The 16,467-nt window shown below is 41.1% G+C and carries 22 protein-coding genes; 19 read left to right on the top strand and 3 right to left on the bottom strand.

The genetic code is table 11. The features are described 5' to 3' along the window. Positions 1 to 19 precede the first annotated feature (19 nt). The 13 genes from A5875_RS11690 (at position 20) to A5875_RS11635 (ending at position 9,392) form a co-directional block, all read left to right on the top strand. Positions 20 to 481 carry a PTS sugar transporter subunit IIA gene (locus A5875_RS11690; protein WP_088933753.1) on the top strand — a complete coding sequence of 154 codons (462 nt, stop codon included), beginning with the start codon at positions 20 to 22 and terminating at the stop codon, positions 479 to 481. Positions 482 to 495: 14 nt separating this feature from the next. After that, positions 496 to 786 (top strand): PTS sugar transporter subunit IIB, encoded by a 291-nt coding sequence (locus A5875_RS11685; RefSeq protein ID WP_088933752.1) that lies wholly within the window; start codon positions 496 to 498, stop codon positions 784 to 786. Between the two features lie 22 nt (positions 787 to 808). Beyond that, a complete protein-coding gene (locus A5875_RS11680) occupies positions 809 to 2,176 on the top strand; it encodes a PTS galactitol transporter subunit IIC (RefSeq protein ID WP_088933751.1) in 1,368 nt (455 codons plus the stop codon). 21 nt (positions 2,177 to 2,197) lie between these two features. Then, entirely contained in the window at positions 2,198 to 2,389 is a 192-nt protein-coding gene (locus tag A5875_RS23255) for a hypothetical protein (RefSeq protein ID WP_141108296.1), read from the top strand. Next, entirely contained in the window at positions 2,382 to 3,404 is a 1,023-nt protein-coding gene (locus tag A5875_RS11675) for a dihydroxyacetone kinase subunit DhaK (RefSeq protein WP_088933750.1), read from the top strand. Before A5875_RS23255 ends, A5875_RS11675 begins: the two co-directional genes overlap by 8 nt. Further along, on the top strand, positions 3,401 to 4,048 hold the full coding sequence (gene dhaL, locus A5875_RS11670; RefSeq protein WP_088933749.1) for a dihydroxyacetone kinase subunit DhaL: 648 nt from the start codon (positions 3,401 to 3,403) through the stop codon (positions 4,046 to 4,048). Before A5875_RS11675 ends, dhaL begins: the two co-directional genes overlap by 4 nt. Then, the gene (gene rhaD / locus A5875_RS11665; protein ID WP_088933748.1) at positions 4,041 to 4,829 is read left to right on the top strand and encodes a rhamnulose-1-phosphate aldolase; all 789 of its coding nucleotides are present in this window, start codon (positions 4,041 to 4,043) and stop codon (positions 4,827 to 4,829) included. Before dhaL ends, rhaD begins: the two co-directional genes overlap by 8 nt. 175 nt (positions 4,830 to 5,004) lie before the next feature. Then, entirely contained in the window at positions 5,005 to 5,583 is a 579-nt protein-coding gene (locus A5875_RS11660; protein ID WP_088933747.1) for a GrpB family protein, read from the top strand. Positions 5,584 to 5,638: 55 nt separating this feature from the next. Then, positions 5,639 to 6,220, top strand: coding sequence for an SGNH/GDSL hydrolase family protein (locus A5875_RS11655; RefSeq protein WP_088933746.1), 582 nt, complete (start codon positions 5,639 to 5,641; stop codon positions 6,218 to 6,220). Positions 6,221 to 6,224: 4 nt separating this feature from the next. Beyond that, positions 6,225 to 6,824: a class I SAM-dependent methyltransferase gene (locus tag A5875_RS11650; RefSeq protein WP_088933745.1), complete on the top strand. Its 600-nt coding sequence runs from the start codon at positions 6,225 to 6,227 to the stop codon at positions 6,822 to 6,824. Positions 6,825 to 6,960: 136 nt separating this feature from the next. Next, entirely contained in the window at positions 6,961 to 7,908 is a 948-nt protein-coding gene (locus A5875_RS11645; RefSeq protein WP_088933744.1) for a sugar-binding transcriptional regulator, read from the top strand. An 87-nt stretch (positions 7,909 to 7,995) separates the two neighbouring features. Next, entirely contained in the window at positions 7,996 to 8,862 is an 867-nt protein-coding gene (locus tag A5875_RS11640) for a helix-turn-helix transcriptional regulator (RefSeq protein ID WP_088934682.1), read from the top strand. 56 nt (positions 8,863 to 8,918) lie between these two features. Beyond that, positions 8,919 to 9,392 carry a hypothetical protein gene (locus A5875_RS11635; protein ID WP_088933743.1) on the top strand — a complete coding sequence of 158 codons (474 nt, stop codon included), beginning with the start codon at positions 8,919 to 8,921 and terminating at the stop codon, positions 9,390 to 9,392. Positions 9,393 to 9,437: 45 nt separating this feature from the next. On the opposite strand, the gene A5875_RS11630 is transcribed toward A5875_RS11635, so the two are convergent. Continuing rightward, complete coding sequence (locus A5875_RS11630; protein WP_088933742.1) at positions 9,438 to 10,058, bottom strand: hypothetical protein; 621 nt, start codon at positions 10,056 to 10,058, stop codon at positions 9,438 to 9,440. A gap of 277 nt (positions 10,059 to 10,335) precedes the next feature. Between A5875_RS11630 and A5875_RS11625 the strand changes: the two genes are divergently transcribed. The 6 genes from A5875_RS11625 (at position 10,336) to A5875_RS11600 (ending at position 15,087) form a co-directional block, all read left to right on the top strand. Then, positions 10,336 to 11,136 carry an SDR family oxidoreductase gene (locus tag A5875_RS11625; RefSeq protein ID WP_088933741.1) on the top strand — a complete coding sequence of 267 codons (801 nt, stop codon included), beginning with the start codon at positions 10,336 to 10,338 and terminating at the stop codon, positions 11,134 to 11,136. A 74-nt stretch (positions 11,137 to 11,210) separates the two neighbouring features. Beyond that, positions 11,211 to 11,624: a PTS sugar transporter subunit IIA gene (locus tag A5875_RS11620; protein ID WP_088933740.1), complete on the top strand. Its 414-nt coding sequence runs from the start codon at positions 11,211 to 11,213 to the stop codon at positions 11,622 to 11,624. Further along, entirely contained in the window at positions 11,625 to 12,113 is a 489-nt protein-coding gene (locus tag A5875_RS11615; protein ID WP_088933739.1) for a mannose/fructose/sorbose PTS transporter subunit IIB, read from the top strand. Between the two features lie 28 nt (positions 12,114 to 12,141). After that, complete coding sequence (locus tag A5875_RS11610; protein WP_088933738.1) at positions 12,142 to 12,954, top strand: PTS mannose/fructose/sorbose transporter subunit IIC; 813 nt, start codon at positions 12,142 to 12,144, stop codon at positions 12,952 to 12,954. A gap of 12 nt (positions 12,955 to 12,966) precedes the next feature. Beyond that, complete coding sequence (locus A5875_RS11605) at positions 12,967 to 13,830, top strand: PTS system mannose/fructose/sorbose family transporter subunit IID (RefSeq protein ID WP_088933737.1); 864 nt, start codon at positions 12,967 to 12,969, stop codon at positions 13,828 to 13,830. Between the two features lie 30 nt (positions 13,831 to 13,860). After that, the gene (locus A5875_RS11600) at positions 13,861 to 15,087 is read left to right on the top strand and encodes a zinc-binding dehydrogenase (RefSeq protein ID WP_088933736.1); all 1,227 of its coding nucleotides are present in this window, start codon (positions 13,861 to 13,863) and stop codon (positions 15,085 to 15,087) included. Between the two features lie 133 nt (positions 15,088 to 15,220). On the opposite strand, the gene A5875_RS11595 is transcribed toward A5875_RS11600, so the two are convergent. Both A5875_RS11595 and A5875_RS11590 read right to left on the bottom strand, forming a co-directional pair. Continuing rightward, the gene (locus tag A5875_RS11595) at positions 15,221 to 15,988 is read right to left on the bottom strand and encodes an alpha/beta hydrolase (RefSeq protein ID WP_088933735.1); all 768 of its coding nucleotides are present in this window, start codon (positions 15,986 to 15,988) and stop codon (positions 15,221 to 15,223) included. 57 nt (positions 15,989 to 16,045) lie between these two features. Beyond that, on the bottom strand, positions 16,046 to 16,417 hold the full coding sequence (locus A5875_RS11590) for a hypothetical protein (RefSeq protein WP_088933734.1): 372 nt from the start codon (positions 16,415 to 16,417) through the stop codon (positions 16,046 to 16,048). Positions 16,418 to 16,467 lie beyond the last annotated feature (50 nt).

Here is a 16,467-nt window from a genome sequence, read left to right as displayed (position 1 = left end):
AGGATTAGGAGTGTAAGGGATGCAGGAGCTAATATCGAAAAAGTATATTTTTGTAGATAAAACCTATAAAGACCAAGATGCTCTATTTGAGGAATTGGGGCAAATGCTGATTGATGACGGATTTGCAAAACCCAATTATATCGATGCTTTGCGGCAGCGGGAAGAAAAATTCCCTACTGGTCTGCAAACCAGTCGTTTGAAAATCGCGATTCCTCATACAGAACCTCAATACGTCAACAAACCTTGTATTGTCGTAACGAAATTGGCAGAGCCCGTAGTCTTCAATGAAATGGGGAAGAATGATTCACCGATTTCAGTGGATATGGTCGTGATGATGGCGATCAATGATGGAAAACGTCACTTAAGTACTTTACAAAAAATTGTTTCTATTATGGGTGATGATGCATTGCTGGATCAATTGAACAGCGCCAATACCTGTAATGAGATTTACGAAGTGTTCGATTATGTAATCAATAATTAGTGAGGAGAATAAATATGAAAACAATCATCGTAGCATGCGGCGGCGGAATCGCAACTTCGCAAACAGTCGCTGTGAAACTAGGTAATATGCTGGAAGATTCTGGTATTAGTAAAAGTGAATTTACGATTGAAGCAATTAACATCAATTCATTGCCTTCTTATGAAAAAGTTGCTGATCTTTATGTATCAATTTCACCGATTGGAGAAAAGCAGTACTCGCTGCCAACTTTTAGCGGTGTACCGTTCTTAACAGGAATGGGAGCAAAAGAAGAGTTAGCAAAAATTATTGAACAGTTAAAAAAATAGTATAGAAGGAAGGAGCGAATCAATGGAGATCATTAAAGATATATTTCAAACGATTATCAATTTAGGGGCACCTGTTTTCCTACCCATTATTTTGACGATCATTGGTGTGATTCTGGGGATGAAGTTGCCTAAAGCATTTTCTGCCGGTTTGATTCTGGGTGTTGCTTTAGTTGGTATGGGGATGGTCATGGATTTCATGACCGCAAACGTTGGTGCAGCCGCGCAAGAGTTTGTTGAAAATACTGGTGTCCAGTTAAAGGCCTTAGATATGGGATGGGCCCCAGCGCTTGGATTGGTTTGGACATGGGAGTATGCGTTCTTGATGTTTCCGATCCAAATCATTCTTAATATCATCATGTTAGCATTCAAGTTGACTAGCTGTTTGAATGTGGATATGTGGAATGTCGGAAATAAAGTATGTACTGCTTTCTTAGTCACATATGTTAGCGGAAATGCCTTTATAGGCTTTGCCTTCGCTATTGTTCAGTGTATTTTAGAATTGAAAAATGCGGACTTTACTCGTTATCGTTTAGAAAAATTAACGGGAATTCCTGGTGTCTCAATGCCTCATCCGATGTTTTTGTCAGGAATTTGGTTCTATCCGTTTACACATTTGATGGATGTGCTATTGCCTAAAAATGTAAATATCGATGCGCAAAAGATCCGCGATAAAATCGGTATCTTCGGTGAAAACCATATCATGGGATTTATCGTTGGTTGTTTTATCGGTATCTTCGGCGGCTATAATGTCTCTCAAGTATTAACTTTAGGTGTTCAAGCGGGAACAGCATTAACGCTATTTCCGATGGTGGCGAAATTGTTTACGACTTCGTTAACGCCGATTAGTGAAGGTGCGACTGATTTCATGAAGAAACGTTTCTCTGGTCGAGAGTTTACGATTGGTTTGGATTGGCCGATCATGGCTGGGCGTTCAGAACATTGGCTGTTAATGATCTTAGCAATTCCAGTAATTTTTGTTTATGCGATCTTCTTACCAGGAAATATAGTTTTACCGTTTGGCGGTTTGATGGAAATTTGTTTGATCGTTCCTTTGTTCTACTTAACGATGGGAAACATGGTCAAGATGGCAATTGGAACATTGCTGGGATTGCCCGTTCATTTGTATGTGGCTTCCTACTTCGCCCCGCATTTTACCAAACTGGCTGAAACGACTGGTGGTGCAACAGTTCCAAAAGGACAAATGCTTGGTTGGTTGGGAATGGATATTTCAGAATTGCGCTGGATCTTTGCGGCTTCTTCTGAGGGGAATATGATTGCGATTGTTCTACTAGTCGTAACGATTCCATTGGCATTCTACTATTTCAAATCAATTAGAAAAGAAGATTTGGCGATTGCCAAAGAATTGGGTTATGACGTAGCAGAAAAATAAAATGAAGCGAGGATAAGAGCAATGCTTAAGAAAATTGGTTTTATTGTTTTAGCAATTTTATCGGTAGTTTTTCTAATTGTCAGTGTGATCTCTTGGAATCTATACCTTGGAGCATGTGCTTTGATCATCGCCTGCTCGCTGACTAGGTTTTTAGAAACGGGAAGCTATATTCGATTAACTCGTAAAGAGATGAGGAGCGATAAGAGTGCCTGATGTGAAAAAATTAATGAATGATCCAAATACAATTGTGGAAGAAAGCATTGCGGGAATGTTGTTGGCATATCCCGGTTATTATCAAAAACATGTAGAGAAAAATGTCTTATATCGATTGCCTAATCAAAAAAAAGTTTCTTTGGTTTCTGGCGGCGGCAGTGGGCACGAACCGATGGTGGCTGGATTGATTGGCGATCGGATGTTGTCTGCAGCGGCTTTAGGAAATGTTTTTGCTTCACCTGATCCCCAAACAATTTTAGCAGCGATGGAAAGTGTAAATTCAGAAGCAGGAATCCTCAACCTTGTCTGGAACTATGCTGGGGATTGTATGAATTTTGATACTGCTGCGGAGTTTGCCGAGATGAAAGGATTGAAGGTTGATACAGTCATCATCAATGATGATATTGCCTCTGCTCCAAAAGAAAGAAAAGAAGAGCGACGCGGCGTTGCAGGTATTTTATTGATTGCTAAAATTGCTGGTGCGGCGGCAGATCGCGGCGATACTTTGGAACAGGTCAAGGCGGTGGCACAAGCAGCCAATGACAATACAAAAACTATCGGTATCGCTTTGAGTGCGTGCAGTATCCCGGGAAAGCCTCAGAATTTTGAAATAGCCGAAGGAAAATTTGAATACGGCATGGGAATTCACGGAGAACCGGGAATCAAATCAGAAACGTTCAAAGAAGCTAAGGCGATCGTTCAGGACATGATGGATGATTTGATTGAAGAGTTTGGCTTGGACAATTTACAAAAAAATGAGGTTATCGTTTTAGTAAATGGGATGGCTGCCACGACAAGCTTAGAACTATTTTTGATTAATCAGGCAGTTCGGGGATATTTAGCGGAAAAAGAAATTAATGTCTATGACAATATTGTCGGTAAGTACTGCACATCCTTGGAAATGGCTGGAATATCCGTCAGTCTTATGATGCTAAATGAAGAACGTAAGGCACTGTATGATGTTCCGGCGGTCACTCCATTTTACTCTCGTTTTGTTGGAGGAGTTGGCAAATGAAAAAATTATCCGTAGCAGGAACCAAAGGATTACTTACCCATATATCAGAGCAAATGATAGAGAAAGAAAGCTATCTATGTGAGTTGGATGGGAAAATCGGCGACGGTGATCATGGTATTGGGATTGCTAGAGGTTTTCGAAGTGTATTAATTGAATTGGAGAACGAACATACTAATGTGAAAGATGTATTTACTAATGCTGGGATGGCGATGATGAATTCAATGGGTGGTGCTTCCGGAATCATTTTTTCCGCGATGTTTTTAGGCGCGATGAAAGAAGATGCTGATGTGCAATTGACAGTAACAAATTTAAAAAAATATTTGACTAATGGATTAGAGCGGATCAAACAAAAAGGTGGGGCAAAGCTGGGAGATAAAACTATGATTGATGCTTTTGAGCCAGCTGTTGACGCCTTAAATGCGTATGAAGGTGATAGTTTAATAACGGCCTTTCGATTGATGCAGCAAGAAGCAGAAACGGGAGCCGAAAAAACAAAGGATTATGTTGCGGCGTTTGGTCGTGCCAAATTTTTAGGTGAACGTTCATTAGGTTTTTGTGATGCTGGGGCGGTCTCTGTCAGTTTGATTTTTATGTATGGTAATGATTACTTATGTCAGTTGAATGGAGCAATGTTAAATGAATAAGTTTATTGAATCAAGTCTCTTAGATGAAGCGATGGAAACTTGTCATTATTTTTGGCAATCAGGTTGGGGTGAGTGCCACGCAGGAAATTTGAGTTACTTATTGGATGAGGAACAGCTTGCTGAGTATGCGGAAGATTTTCAGATGAAGCGCACGATTCCAATTTCTTTTTCAACGCAAGGATTGGTTGGTCGTACGTTTTTAGTTACAAGAAGCGGAGCAGTATTTCGTAAAATTTTACGCAAGCCGCAAGAAGATTTTGGAATTGTCCGCATCCAGGAAACAAAAGTAGATGTATTGTGGGGATTTGAAAATAATCAATCACCAACAAGTGAACTATCCGCTCATCTGCAATGTCATAGTCAACGTTTAGCAACGGATGATAAAAATCGTTTGGTTCTACACTGTCATCCAACCTATACGATCATGATGACTTTCATGCATCCATTGGTCGAAAAGGATTTTACTGAAACACTGTGGCGATTAAACTCCGAATGTGTGTTGGTTTTCCCGGATGGAGTTGGGCTACTGCCTTGGATGGTATGTGGTGACGGAGCGATCGGAGAAGAAACCGCTAAGAAAATGCGGGAAAAACGAATTGTTATTTGGCCCTATCACGGTATGTTTGCTTCAGGCAATGATTTTGATGAAGTCGTGGGATTAATCGAGACGATCGAAAAAAATGCCCAAGTTTTTATGATGACTCAAAATGCAGTTAACGAAGGGATCACTAAGAAACAAGTTCGAGAACTAGCTAAAGCTTTTAAAGTCGAAATTGAATAGAGTTGTTAAGACCATTCTCACAGAAAAAGTGAGTGGTCTTTTTTTATTTCTGAATGGAGAGTATCAGAAGTGCTAAATAAAAAGTAAAATTGTTAAAATTAATGTGTCAAGACTCCTTTGTAATTCAAAAAAACGCTATTATAGAAGCAACTATTTCAATAAGGCAGGTGCCAAAATGAAAAACCTTGAAGAAATGACGCTGGAGGAACTGTGGGAATTGTTTCCTATTATATTGAAGGAACATCGTGCTGAGTATGCTGATTGGTATGAAGAAGAGCAGCAGAATTTAACGAAGCTTTTGGCCGAGTTCGAAATTCAGCGAATCAATCATATCGGCAGTACGTCGGTTGAAGGTTTGATCGCTAAACCGATCGTGGATATTTTACTGGAATTGCCGGAGGGCTATGATCTTGAAAAAGTTACGGCACTGCTGGAAAAGGCTGGTTGGATCTTAATGATTAAAGACAAGGAAAAACAAACCTTGGATTTTAACAAGGGCTACACGCCTGCTGGTTTTGCGGAAAAAGTCTATCATTTGCATGTGCGAGCGTTGGGTGATTGGGGTGAACTTTATTTTAGAGATTATTTGCAAAAATATCCGGAAGCTGCTCGGCAATACGAAGAGCTGAAATTGTCGTTGAAGGAAAAATATGAACACAATCGGGATGCGTACACTGATGCAAAAACGGAATTTGTACAAAAATATAGTCAAAAGGGGCGGGAAGAATTCGGGCCACGCTACATGGCTAAATAAATCCGGCCATTCGTGCTATGATAAGAAAGAAGTTTAGTAAGAGGAGATGGTATATATGAAGAAGATCGTTTTATTTGGCGACAGCTTGTTAGCTGGCGTGATGAATGGCGAGCCGAGCGATATTTTAGATAAATATATCCTTGATGAGCTGGCAGGAATGGGGTTTCCAGGGTATCACTTAGTCAAGCTGGGCAATCGGGGAGAGTCTTCTTCTGATGGATTGGCTCGGGTCAATGAGGCAGTAGAGGCAGAAGGCGATTTTGTGGTAATCTCTTTTGGAACCAACGATTCGCTGAAGCAAAAAAATACTGTTGAAGAATTTGGTGAAAATATCAAAGAGATCATCGAATCCTTCGATGCGTCAAAAGTGATTTTACTGACGACTGGATATATTGATACGGATACTTTACCGATCGGTGACAATGATCGCCAACGACGGTATGCTGAAAAAGCGAAACAAGTTGCAGAAGAGGTTGGTGTTAACGTGCTTGATCTTCACCATCACATGACGGTTTATCCAAGACCAAACGAGTTTGTGCAAAAATTCGATGGTATTCATCCTTCAACAGAAGGCTACCATTTCTTAGGCGCGTTAATTGCACGAGACATCAAAGAAAAATTATTAGCAGAAGGGTAAGTTTATGGCAAATCATTATTATTCCGAAAATCCCGAAACAGCTCACGACCTGCATCAATGGTCGTTTGAGTTAGCGGGGAAAAATTTTCAATTCGTTACCGATAGCGGAGTGTTCTCCCGCGATACTGTCGATTATGGTTCTCGAGTTTTGATCGATCATTTTGAAGCAGAGGATTTACCAGAAGGAACATTGTTAGATGTAGGGTGCGGCTATGGTCCTATCGGTATGGCGTTAGCTTATCAGACACAGCGTCCAGTTGAAATGATCGATGTGAACAATCGGGCGGTCGAGTTGGCGCAAAATAATGCCAAGCGCAATGGGATCGAAGCAGATATCCATCAATCCAACATTTATGAAACCTTGCACCAAAAAGAGTACGCGGCGATTATCAGTAATCCGCCGATTCGCGCTGGGAAAAAAGTCGTTCATCAAATTTTAAGCGACGCAGAACCTTTATTAAAAGTTGGCGGCACGCTGACGATCGTGATCCAAAAGAAACAAGGTGCCCCAAGCGCGAAGAGCAAGATGGAAGAGGTCTTCGGCAACGCGGAGATCGTGACAAAAGACAAAGGCTACTATATTATTCGCAGTGTGAAGGAATAAAAAAATCCTGTTAGTTCAGATTTTGGGCTAGCAGGATTTTTTCATAAAAGGAAAAGGCTTGCAAGTGGAGTGAAAGAAACGCTATAATCACATTGACTCATGTTTTTCACAAATGTGATAAAAGGGGAGCGAGTGTATGCAAAAAGAAGAAGATAAATTATTGGTTCGCATTGCCGAAATGTATTATCAAGAAGATAAAAACCAAAGCCAGATTTCAAAGGAATTGAATATCCACCGCAGTACGATCAGCCGCTTGTTGAAGCGTTCGCGAAATGAAGGAATCGTGAATATCTCCATCAACTATGATAAGGCGGGAACTTACAGCATCGAAAAAGAGCTGCAGGAAAAATTCGATCTGGAAAAGGCGATCATCGTTCAAGCCGGCGCGGATCTAAGCCGTACCCAAAAGGATAAATTATTAGCACAAGGAGTCGGCGAATATCTTACGGAGATCATCAAGGATAATATGATCTTTGGTTTTTCATGGGGAGAAACGATGTCCGCGATACCTGAGGGGCTGACAAATTATGATGTGGAAAATATTTTGTGTGTACCGATGATTGGCGGACCTTCTGGCCGATTGATCAGTGACTATCACGTTAACACCATCGCGTATGAAGCATCGAAGAAACTGAACGGCCGAGCATTATTAATTGATTCGCCGGCATTTCCTGAAACGGTCGCATTGAAGAAGGCATTGATGGAAAATGAGTTCAATCAGGAATTGATCGATTATTGGCGGAAGATCGATATCGCCATTTTAGGGATCGGTTCGCCAACATTGAAGGCAAGCGAGAGCTGGAAGCAGTTCTATGGCGAGGATGTTCTGGCTTATTTAGAAGGAAAAAAAGTTGTTGGTGATGTGGTGTCGCGCTTTTATAATATTGAGGGCGAACACATTGACAATACTTTAGATGATCGCATGATCGGGATTGATATCTCTGATTTGAAGCGGACACCGTACCGGATCGGTGTGGCCGAAGCTGTCGATAAAGCAGATGCGATCGCCAGTGCACTAAAAGGCCGTTACATCAATGTCTTAGTTACGACAGAAGAAACGGCACGAGAAGTGTTGAAAAGATAAGCGATGCAAAACGAACTTCACGAAGCAATTTTTCAGCGATCGGCTGATGAAGCTCGTGAAGTTTTTTATACTTACGGAGGAAAAGCTATGCAAGTTATTCGTTTGCTTCAAACCATTTTAATTTTACTAAGCCGCAAGCAGGTGACCGCAAAAGAATTGGCGGAGCGATTTCAAGTTTCTGTCCGTACGATTTATCGCGATGTGGATGCCTTGAGTCTGGCGGGCGTGCCTGTTTATGCGAATAAAGGACGGAATGGCGGTATTTTTCTAGATGAATCCTACCATGTCAGTAATGCTTTGATTGAAAAAGAGGAGCAGGATGATCTATTCTTAGCGCTGCATTTATTACAGTCTGTTGGTTTAGCCGATACAAAAGAGCTGTTGAAAAAAATGGGGACGGTTTATGATTGGAGTGAATGGTTGGAAGTCGATCTGAGTCAGACGGAGATCACCAGCCAAACCTTTGAGCAGATTAAAGAGGCGTTGTTCAATCATTGTGAGATAACTTGTATTTATCATACTGAATATGGTCAGACTCGTCTGTTGTCATTAGCACCAAAACGGGTAGTGTATAAGTATCAGACCTGGTATCTGCTTGCTTGGGAATTGGAAAAAGAAGAATGGCGATTATTTCCCCTCAAACAAATCAGAGAGGTTGCTTTAAAAGAGCCGATCAACTATTCATTTCCTAAAGAAGTACTGATTTTCCCGCAATTGACCGTTCGTTTGCGTTTTAGTAAGCGGATCGCCTATAAAAAATATGCGGAGTTTGTGGATTTTGATTGGAAAGACAATGCGGATAGTAGTTTCAATGCGTCATTGACCTTTGCGGAATTCGACGATTTGTATCGTTTCCTGATTCCATTGGGAAAAAATGTTGAAATCCTTGAACCTAGCTGGATTCGCGAAAAAGTATTGAATTATGTCGGTTCTTTTTACGAGAATCATTTTTAATATGACATGTTCTGGCAACTTGTTCCGTTACACTAAAGAAAAAGGAGGAGTTAACTATGCAATTCGAACCAATCGTTAAACCGGATCAATGGATTCTTTCACAAAGCTTTACTGTAAAAGTGGAGGAAATACCGCAAGTAATTGGACCAACCTTCATGAAACTAGGAGGTTTTATCCAAGAGCAAAATATAAAAATTTTGAGCACGCCCTTTGTTTCCTTCAAAAATATGGATGAGCATGGCGGCTTAGATGAATCTGCAATTGAGATGGAAGTCGGATTTCCAGTAGCAGAAGAAGTGGAAAATGCGAAGAAGATCGATAGCGACAGCTATTTTCTCCCATCCTATAAAGCAATGTCTGGACTGTATGTCGGTAAATATGAAGATATGACAGATCCTTATTTTGCAATGATGGCTGAGATCAAAAAAATCGGCGGGAAGTTCAGCGGAATTTCCTATGAGTATTATCTCAGCGATGAAGAAATTCCCGAGGAGCAGCAAGAAACGATCATGGAGTTAGTGTACGAATAAGCAGCAAATAGTAAAAGCCGCGACCGCTCGGGTCGCGGCTTTTATTTATGCCTGCAACTTTTTAATCAGCTTATCCACTCTTTTCGTTTGAGGAGGGGTAAGGTCTTGTTTTCGATTTTCTAAGGTTTCGATAAATAACTCTCTGTTTGAATCAGTGATACAGATAGCTGCTCTTTCGCTGTGTTGCGCCACCTCTTTTGGTCGGCAGGTTGATAGGTGTTCAATCAATAAAGGAAACAGCTCTTTTTCATATTTTTTATTCGCTCGGCACAGCTTTGCGAAAACGGAAATACTATTATCAATTGTGATTACGCTACCATTTTTGTAGGCATATATGACGTTATCAATTTGTTGAAAGATTTCGTCTGCTTTGTCATCAGCTATCATGACAAGTGCTGTCATCGCTCCCCAAACCAGCCGATTATTTTTACTAAGCAAAGTATCTAGGAAACTGGAGGCGTAATCGGCAATTAGTTGTGGATTTCGTTCGCCAACTTCGTATAAAACTTTAATACAATCATTTGCAATTGCTTTTTTCTGCTTCAACCCTTGGACTATCTCTAAGACACCTTCTTTATCCTCATGTGAGACCAACATTTCGGCGACTTCAATATTCGGTTGTTCATCCTGACGCTTCAAGTTTGCGGCTAATTTTTCTATATACATAATATCTCCCTTCTCAAAAAATTCGATGAATAAATTATATCATGAGCTGATAGCAGAAAAAATAGCGGTTGCCATTCAAGGAACCCTATCCATTTTTTAATTTTGATACGTCAAGTAAACGACCAACTTCGATATGAAGCTGGTCATTTCTTCTGCACTTTTGTGATTTAGTTTTAAAAAAGTTGAAAAAGTTATTGACAACGTTTTCTTGCGCGGTTACTATAAAGGTGCAACAAATGTTAAAAAGAAATCACAAATGTTAAAAGGGGCGTTTGCAATGGATTGGTTAGATGTACAAGGAAAAACAGTGATTGTCACAGGAGGCTCATCGGGAATTGGAGCGGCCATTGTCAAAGAGCTATGTGAATTAGGAATTAATGTTGTGAATGCTGATTTAAGAGAAGGTACGTTTACTCATGAGAATTTGTTTTTTAGTCAAACAGATGTCACTTCTTATGAATCGGTGGAGCAGACAGTAGCAGTAACGGCAGCGAAATTTCAAACGATCGAAGCGGTAGTCAATAATGCAGGAATCAATATCCCGGCTTTGCTGGTCGACGAAGAAATGTCTGAAGGCGGCAAATTTCAAATCAATGAACAAATTTTTAATAAAATGATCGCCATTAATCAAAAGGGTGTTTATCTGATGGGGCAGGCGGTGGGCCGGGTGATGGTCAAACAAGGCTACGGCGTCATTATCAATATGTCATCGGAATGCGGCTTGGAAGGTTCGGAAGGACAAAGCGTTTATGCTGCGACGAAAGCAGCGGTGAATAGTTTTACGCGTTCATGGGCGAAGGAGTTAGGGAAAAAAGGTGTTCGAGTTGTTGGGATCGCACCGGGAATCATGGAAGAAACTGGATTACGTACGATCGAGTACGAAACAGCTTTAGCCTATACCCGCGGTATTACCGTTGAACAATTACGGGCAGGCTACACCAACACGAAGACCATTCCGCTTGGACGCGATGGGAAATTGAGCGAAGTGGCAGATCTTGTTGCCTACTTCATTTCTGGCCGCTCTAGTTACATAGACGGTGTAACTGTGAATGTAGCTGGCGGCAAGACTCGAGGATAATGTCTTATCTCTGTTGATCGTATTTTTTTACGATCGACAGAGTAAAGGATAAACAAAGAAAACGGGAGGGAATTATGAACAAAGTAATTATAGTCGCTCATGGCAAATTGGCTCATGAAATGAAAAATTCTGCCGAAATGATTTTCGGTGCGCTGCCTGATTTTGAATCCGTAGAATTTTTGAAGGAAGAAGGGCTGGATACGATCCAAGAAAAAATTACTGCGGCAATGAGTGACGAAGAAGCGTCGTATTTAGTATTGACCGATTTGTTTTGCGGCACACCTTACAATGCCAGCTGTGCCGTAGCGATGAAAAATCCTGAACGCGAGATCGAAGTCGTTTCGGGAATGTCTCTGCCAATCGTTTTAGAGGTAGCGAGTATGTTAAGCAATAATTTGCAGGATATTGTGAATCACGCAACAAGTATTCCCTGCGACACAGTGAAAGCGTTTAAACAGCAATTGATTGAAGAAGAGGAGGATTTTTAGATGCAAATCAAATTAGCACGGATCGATGATCGATTGATCCACGGACAAGTAGCGACAGTTTGGGCCAAGGAAGCGGGAGCAAAACGAATCATCGTCGTCAGCAAAGAAGTCGCGAATGATGAGATTCGCAAAACGTTAGTGAAGCAAGCAGCGCCGCCAGGAATCAAAGTGAATATTGTTGACCCTGAAAAAGCAGTAAAAGTTTACAACAATCCAAAGTATGCGGACGAAACTGTCTTCTATCTATTCACTAATCCGATGGAAGTATTGGAGCTGGTTGAAATGCAAGTGCCAATCAAATCTATTAATATCGGCGGAATGCAGTTCAAAACTGGACGAACTCAAATCACCAAAGCTGTTTCAGTCGATCAGACAGAAGCTGCTGCGTTTCGCAAGCTGGAAGCATCAGGAGTTGAGTTGGATTTACGAGTAGTTGCGACCGATCCAAAGGGCAATTTTGAAGAAAAACTGAAAGAAGCAGGTTTTTAGGCAACGATAAAATTAGGAGGACACAAAAATGGAATTATCAGTTTTGCAGATTGTACTTATTTTTCTTTTTTCATGTGTGTGCGGGATGGGCAGTGTGTTGGATGAGTTTCAAACGCATCGACCGTTAATCGCGTGTACGATGGTCGGTTTGATTTTAGGGGATGTGCAGACCGGAATTATTTTAGGCGGAACTTTGGAACTGATTGCTTTAGGCTGGATGAACATCGGTGCGGCGCAATCACCGGATTCGGCTTTAGCCAGTGTAATCTCGACGATTTTAGTAGTCGTTGGTCAACAAGATATTCAATCAGGGATCGCGATCGCATTGCCAGTCGCAGCTGCGGGACAAGTGTTGACGGTTATCGCTCGGACAATCACGGTAGCTTTCCAGCATGCAGCGGATCGCGAAGCAGAAAAAGCAAATTTCAACAAAATCATTTTCCTGCATTTTAGTGCTTTATTTATACAAGCCTTGCGAGTTGCTATCCCAGCAACGATCGTAGCGGCATTCGTTAGTGCAGAGATGGTAACAAAAATGCTGGATATGATTCCAGATGTGATCACAGGTGGTTTAGCAGTTGCCGGCGGATTTATCGTTGTTGTCGGGTATGCGATGGTGTTGAACATGATGAGTGTGGCTTATTTGATGCCGTTCTTCTATCTTGGCTTTGTCATGGGCGGCTATCTGGAATTTAGTTTGCTGGCATTCGGGATCATTGGTTTGATCACCGCGTTAATCTACGTACAGTTGAATCCGAACTTTAAGAAAAATGAAGTCCAAGGCAATCATGTGGCGGCGGTCGTTGCCGGCGAGTTAGCCGATGATGAATTAGAAGATTAGGGGGCAAGAAGAATGGAAAACACTTCAATGGCAGAAACTAAAAAAGATATTTACGCGCAATCACAATTGACCAAAAAAGATTTGATGACCACTTTTGTCTTTTCGAATTTTCAACAGGCGTCCTTTAACTTTGAACGTATCCATGCATTGGCATTTTGTGTCGATATGATTCCAACGATTCGTCGAGTTTACAAAACAAAAGAAGAACAAGCAGAAGCGTTGAAGCGACATTTGACTTTCTTTAATACGACGCCGGCAGTCTGCGGTCCAGTAATCGGTGTGACGATGGCGATGGAAGAAGCGCGGGCAAGCGGCGCAGACATCGATGATGGAACGATCAATAGTTTGAAGGTCGGTTTGATGGGACCTTTGGCCGGTGTCGGTGATCCGTTAGTTTGGGGAACCTTGCGTCCAATTACTGCGGCATTAGGTGCTTCATTGGCTTTATCCGGAAATGTGATGGGACCAATCTTATTCTTTGTAGCCTTCAATGCAATTCGTTTAGCGATGAAATGGTTTGGATTAACTTACGGCTTCAGTAAAGGGATGGATATTGTCAAAGATTTATCTGGAAACTTGCTGCAAAAGCTGACCGAGGGCGCGACGATTCTGGGATTGTTTATCATGGGCGTCTTGGTGACCAAATGGACGACCGTTAATATTCCATTAGTTGTTTCAAAAACGCCTGGTGCGGATGGCAAAACAGTGATAACAACAGTCCAAAATGTGTTGGATGATCTAGTCCCTGGTCTGCCTGCTTTAGGTTTGACCTTGCTGATGATGTATTTATTGAAGAAAAAAGTCAGCCCGATCGTCTTGATCTTCGTATTGTTTGCGGTAGGAATTATCGGTTATTGGTTAGGAATTTTAGCTTAATAATATAGTAGTATTTTAGGAGGAACAGCAGTGAAAACGAAAGCAGTGCGTTTATATGGTAAGAAAGATTTGCGCTTGGAGGAATTTGAATTACCCGAAATCAAAGAAAATGAAATATTAGCATCCGTGATTACCGACAGTATTTGTATGTCGACATGGAAATTAGCGAATCAAGGGGCTGATCATAAGAAAGCGCCAAACGATCTTGCGGAGAATCCGATCATTGTTGGTCATGAATTCTGCGGCGAACTATTAGAAGTCGGTGGAAAATGGGCGCACAAATATAAAAAAGGGGAGCGATATGTCTTACAGGCGAATCTGCAATTACCGGATCGTCCAGATTGCCCAGGCTACTCGTATCCCTATACAGGCGGTGACGCTACGTATATCGTGATCTCAGAAGATGTCATGAATCAGGACTGCTTGATTCCTTATAAAGGCGAGACTTATTTTGAAGGTTCGTTGATCGAGCCGCTATCTTGTGTGATTGGTGCTTTCGAAGCGAACTATCATTTAAAGGAAGGTTCTTATGAACACAAAATGGGTATCAAACCAGACGGCAATTTATTGATCATGGGCGGTACTGGCCCGATGGGGTTATTGGCAATCGATTATGCATTGCATGGACCGATCAAACCCCAAAAATTGGTAGTAACGGATCGTGATGCAGAAAAATTAGCGCGGGCGGAAAAACTTTATCCAAGTCAAAATGGAATCGAAGTTTCCTATATTAATGTAGCAAATGTAGAAGATCAAGTCAGTCTATTGAAAGAGACAGTTGATGGCGGTTTTGACGATATCTTCGTGATGGTTCCTGTGGGTCCAGTCGTCAGTGATGCAGCCGCAATCTTGAACCCTGATGGCTGCTTGAATTTCTTCGCAGGTCCGCAAGACAAAGAATTTTCAGCCAATGTAAACTTTTACGATGTTCATTACTCATTTACTCATTTCGTCGGAACTTCAGGTGGAAATACAGAAGACATGCGAAAAGCTGTTAAGCTGATCGAAGATAAACAAGTGAAAGTGGCAAATGTCGTCACTCACATTTTAGGATTAGACGCAGTGGGTGAAACGACGTTGAATCAACCAGCTATTGGCGGCGGGAAAAAATTAGTTTATACCCACAAGCAATCAGGATTAACGAAATTGTCGGAAATTGAAAAAGATTCTGAATTAGGAAAAATTTTGGCGGAAACCGATGGTATTTGGAGTAAAGAAGCTGAAAATTATATTTTAAAATATTACCCAAATATTTAATATTATTTAAAGGAAATGGATTATTACGTCGAATTAGTTTTCTTGAAAATTTCAATGTTCGTGTTTTAAAGTAGAAACGACTTAAATTAAGAAAAAGAGCGTCGCAGAAAAGTATGATCTGCGACGCTCGTTTTTATAGATTATCTTTTAAAAATTGGATAGTCGATTGGTAAGCAATGTCTGAATAGCCTTCGCCATGGACTGTGCCAGTAATCAACTTGGCTTCACTAGGAACGCCATTTTCGGCGAGAGACTTTTGTAATTTATAGATACCTGATAAAGGAACGATTTCGTTTAATGAATGGGCGATGAAAATTGGACCGCTGTTATTTGAAACGCGCGAAAGCGGATCGGCCTGTTTCAAACTTTCCAGGTCTTGGTTTACGTAATTCAGGATGAACCATTTATAAAAGGCATCATTCGCACCGTCTTGGTCAATTTTTCCACTAGCTTGTTTATCAAAATCAGGTTTTTGATTCATAGCTGGCACCACGTCGGGATGTTTTTGCACCCAATCATAGAGATCAATGATACCAGACCAAGAGGCTGCCGGAATGCCTCTTTGCAAAGCTAACTCGATCGATAAATTGCCGCCAGCTGATGAACCAAGTGCGGTGATTTTTCCATTTACCGAATAGTCACTTGCTGCTAACCAATCATAGACATTTAAAATATCCTCCATTGCAGCGGGAAAAATGTGGTCCGGTGCTAAACGATAGTTAGGTGCGATAACGAGAAAGCCGTCAGCAGTTAAGCGTTCCGCCAAAGCTGCTTCTTTACTTTTATCACCTCGAAACCAGCCGCCGCCATGGATCAAGATGATCGCTGTATCAATTTTTTTAGGTTCGTAAATATCCAGCGTTAATTGATTTTTTTCATCGTATACATAGTCTTTGATCATACTTAATGCGCCTCTTTTTTCTTATTAGTTAAATTGAGAGTAGTTAGATGGATAACTCTAGATTAAATCATTTTCTTTAGTTGGCTTAGGTTGCTGCTGCATCAACTTGTCTAATATAGCTAACAGATTTTGTTGAGCTTCATCATAGCTGTCGATCTGATTGCCGAATTGTTGATTGAATCCGTCCAAACCACCTTTTGCAAAAGCATATTCATATTGATAAACGGCATCGTAAGCCTTCGTAAAACGTTGAAGGAGTTCTATTTGAGAATCTAATTGTAGCGCCAACTGGATCACACGAAAATCTGTATAGGCTAATTCGAATTGGATCGCCCAGATCCGGATAAAGTCGTGTTGATTTTTTATGTGCAGAAAATGATGTTCGGTCGTCCATGTTAGATTTTTGATTGCTCCTGTCACATCAAGCATTATACTCACCTTCTTTATTGATTTGTACAGTCTTTAATCTACGCTCTTTT

Source organism: Enterococcus sp. 3H8_DIV0648 (assembly GCF_002140655.1).
Lineage (GTDB): Bacteria > Bacillota > Bacilli > Lactobacillales > Enterococcaceae > Enterococcus_A > Enterococcus_A hulanensis.
The sequence above is the reverse complement of the archived record's forward strand: the minus strand, read 5'-3'. Positions and strand labels throughout refer to the sequence as shown.

Coding starts and splice junctions, on each gene's coding strand:
- A5875_RS11595 (WP_088933735.1), bottom strand. CDS start 15,988: ATGATCAAAGACTATGTATACGATGAAAAAAATCAATTAACGCTGGAT.
- rhaD (WP_088933748.1), top strand. CDS start 4,041: ATGAATAAGTTTATTGAATCAAGTCTCTTAGATGAAGCGATGGAAACT.
- A5875_RS11685 (WP_088933752.1), top strand. CDS start 496: ATGAAAACAATCATCGTAGCATGCGGCGGCGGAATCGCAACTTCGCAA.
- A5875_RS11620 (WP_088933740.1), top strand. CDS start 11,211: ATGAACAAAGTAATTATAGTCGCTCATGGCAAATTGGCTCATGAAATG.
- A5875_RS11610 (WP_088933738.1), top strand. CDS start 12,142: ATGGAATTATCAGTTTTGCAGATTGTACTTATTTTTCTTTTTTCATGT.
- A5875_RS11645 (WP_088933744.1), top strand. CDS start 6,961: ATGCAAAAAGAAGAAGATAAATTATTGGTTCGCATTGCCGAAATGTAT.
- A5875_RS11630 (WP_088933742.1), bottom strand. CDS start 10,058: ATGTATATAGAAAAATTAGCCGCAAACTTGAAGCGTCAGGATGAACAA.
- A5875_RS11640 (WP_088934682.1), top strand. CDS start 7,996: ATGCAAGTTATTCGTTTGCTTCAAACCATTTTAATTTTACTAAGCCGC.
- A5875_RS11625 (WP_088933741.1), top strand. CDS start 10,336: ATGGATTGGTTAGATGTACAAGGAAAAACAGTGATTGTCACAGGAGGC.
- A5875_RS23255 (WP_141108296.1), top strand. CDS start 2,198: ATGCTTAAGAAAATTGGTTTTATTGTTTTAGCAATTTTATCGGTAGTT.
- A5875_RS11650 (WP_088933745.1), top strand. CDS start 6,225: ATGGCAAATCATTATTATTCCGAAAATCCCGAAACAGCTCACGACCTG.
- A5875_RS11615 (WP_088933739.1), top strand. CDS start 11,625: ATGCAAATCAAATTAGCACGGATCGATGATCGATTGATCCACGGACAA.
- A5875_RS11690 (WP_088933753.1), top strand. CDS start 20: ATGCAGGAGCTAATATCGAAAAAGTATATTTTTGTAGATAAAACCTAT.
- dhaL (WP_088933749.1), top strand. CDS start 3,401: ATGAAAAAATTATCCGTAGCAGGAACCAAAGGATTACTTACCCATATA.
- A5875_RS11590 (WP_088933734.1), bottom strand. CDS start 16,417: ATGCTTGATGTGACAGGAGCAATCAAAAATCTAACATGGACGACCGAA.
- A5875_RS11660 (WP_088933747.1), top strand. CDS start 5,005: ATGAAAAACCTTGAAGAAATGACGCTGGAGGAACTGTGGGAATTGTTT.
- A5875_RS11635 (WP_088933743.1), top strand. CDS start 8,919: ATGCAATTCGAACCAATCGTTAAACCGGATCAATGGATTCTTTCACAA.
- A5875_RS11680 (WP_088933751.1), top strand. CDS start 809: ATGGAGATCATTAAAGATATATTTCAAACGATTATCAATTTAGGGGCA.
- A5875_RS11655 (WP_088933746.1), top strand. CDS start 5,639: ATGAAGAAGATCGTTTTATTTGGCGACAGCTTGTTAGCTGGCGTGATG.
- A5875_RS11605 (WP_088933737.1), top strand. CDS start 12,967: ATGGAAAACACTTCAATGGCAGAAACTAAAAAAGATATTTACGCGCAA.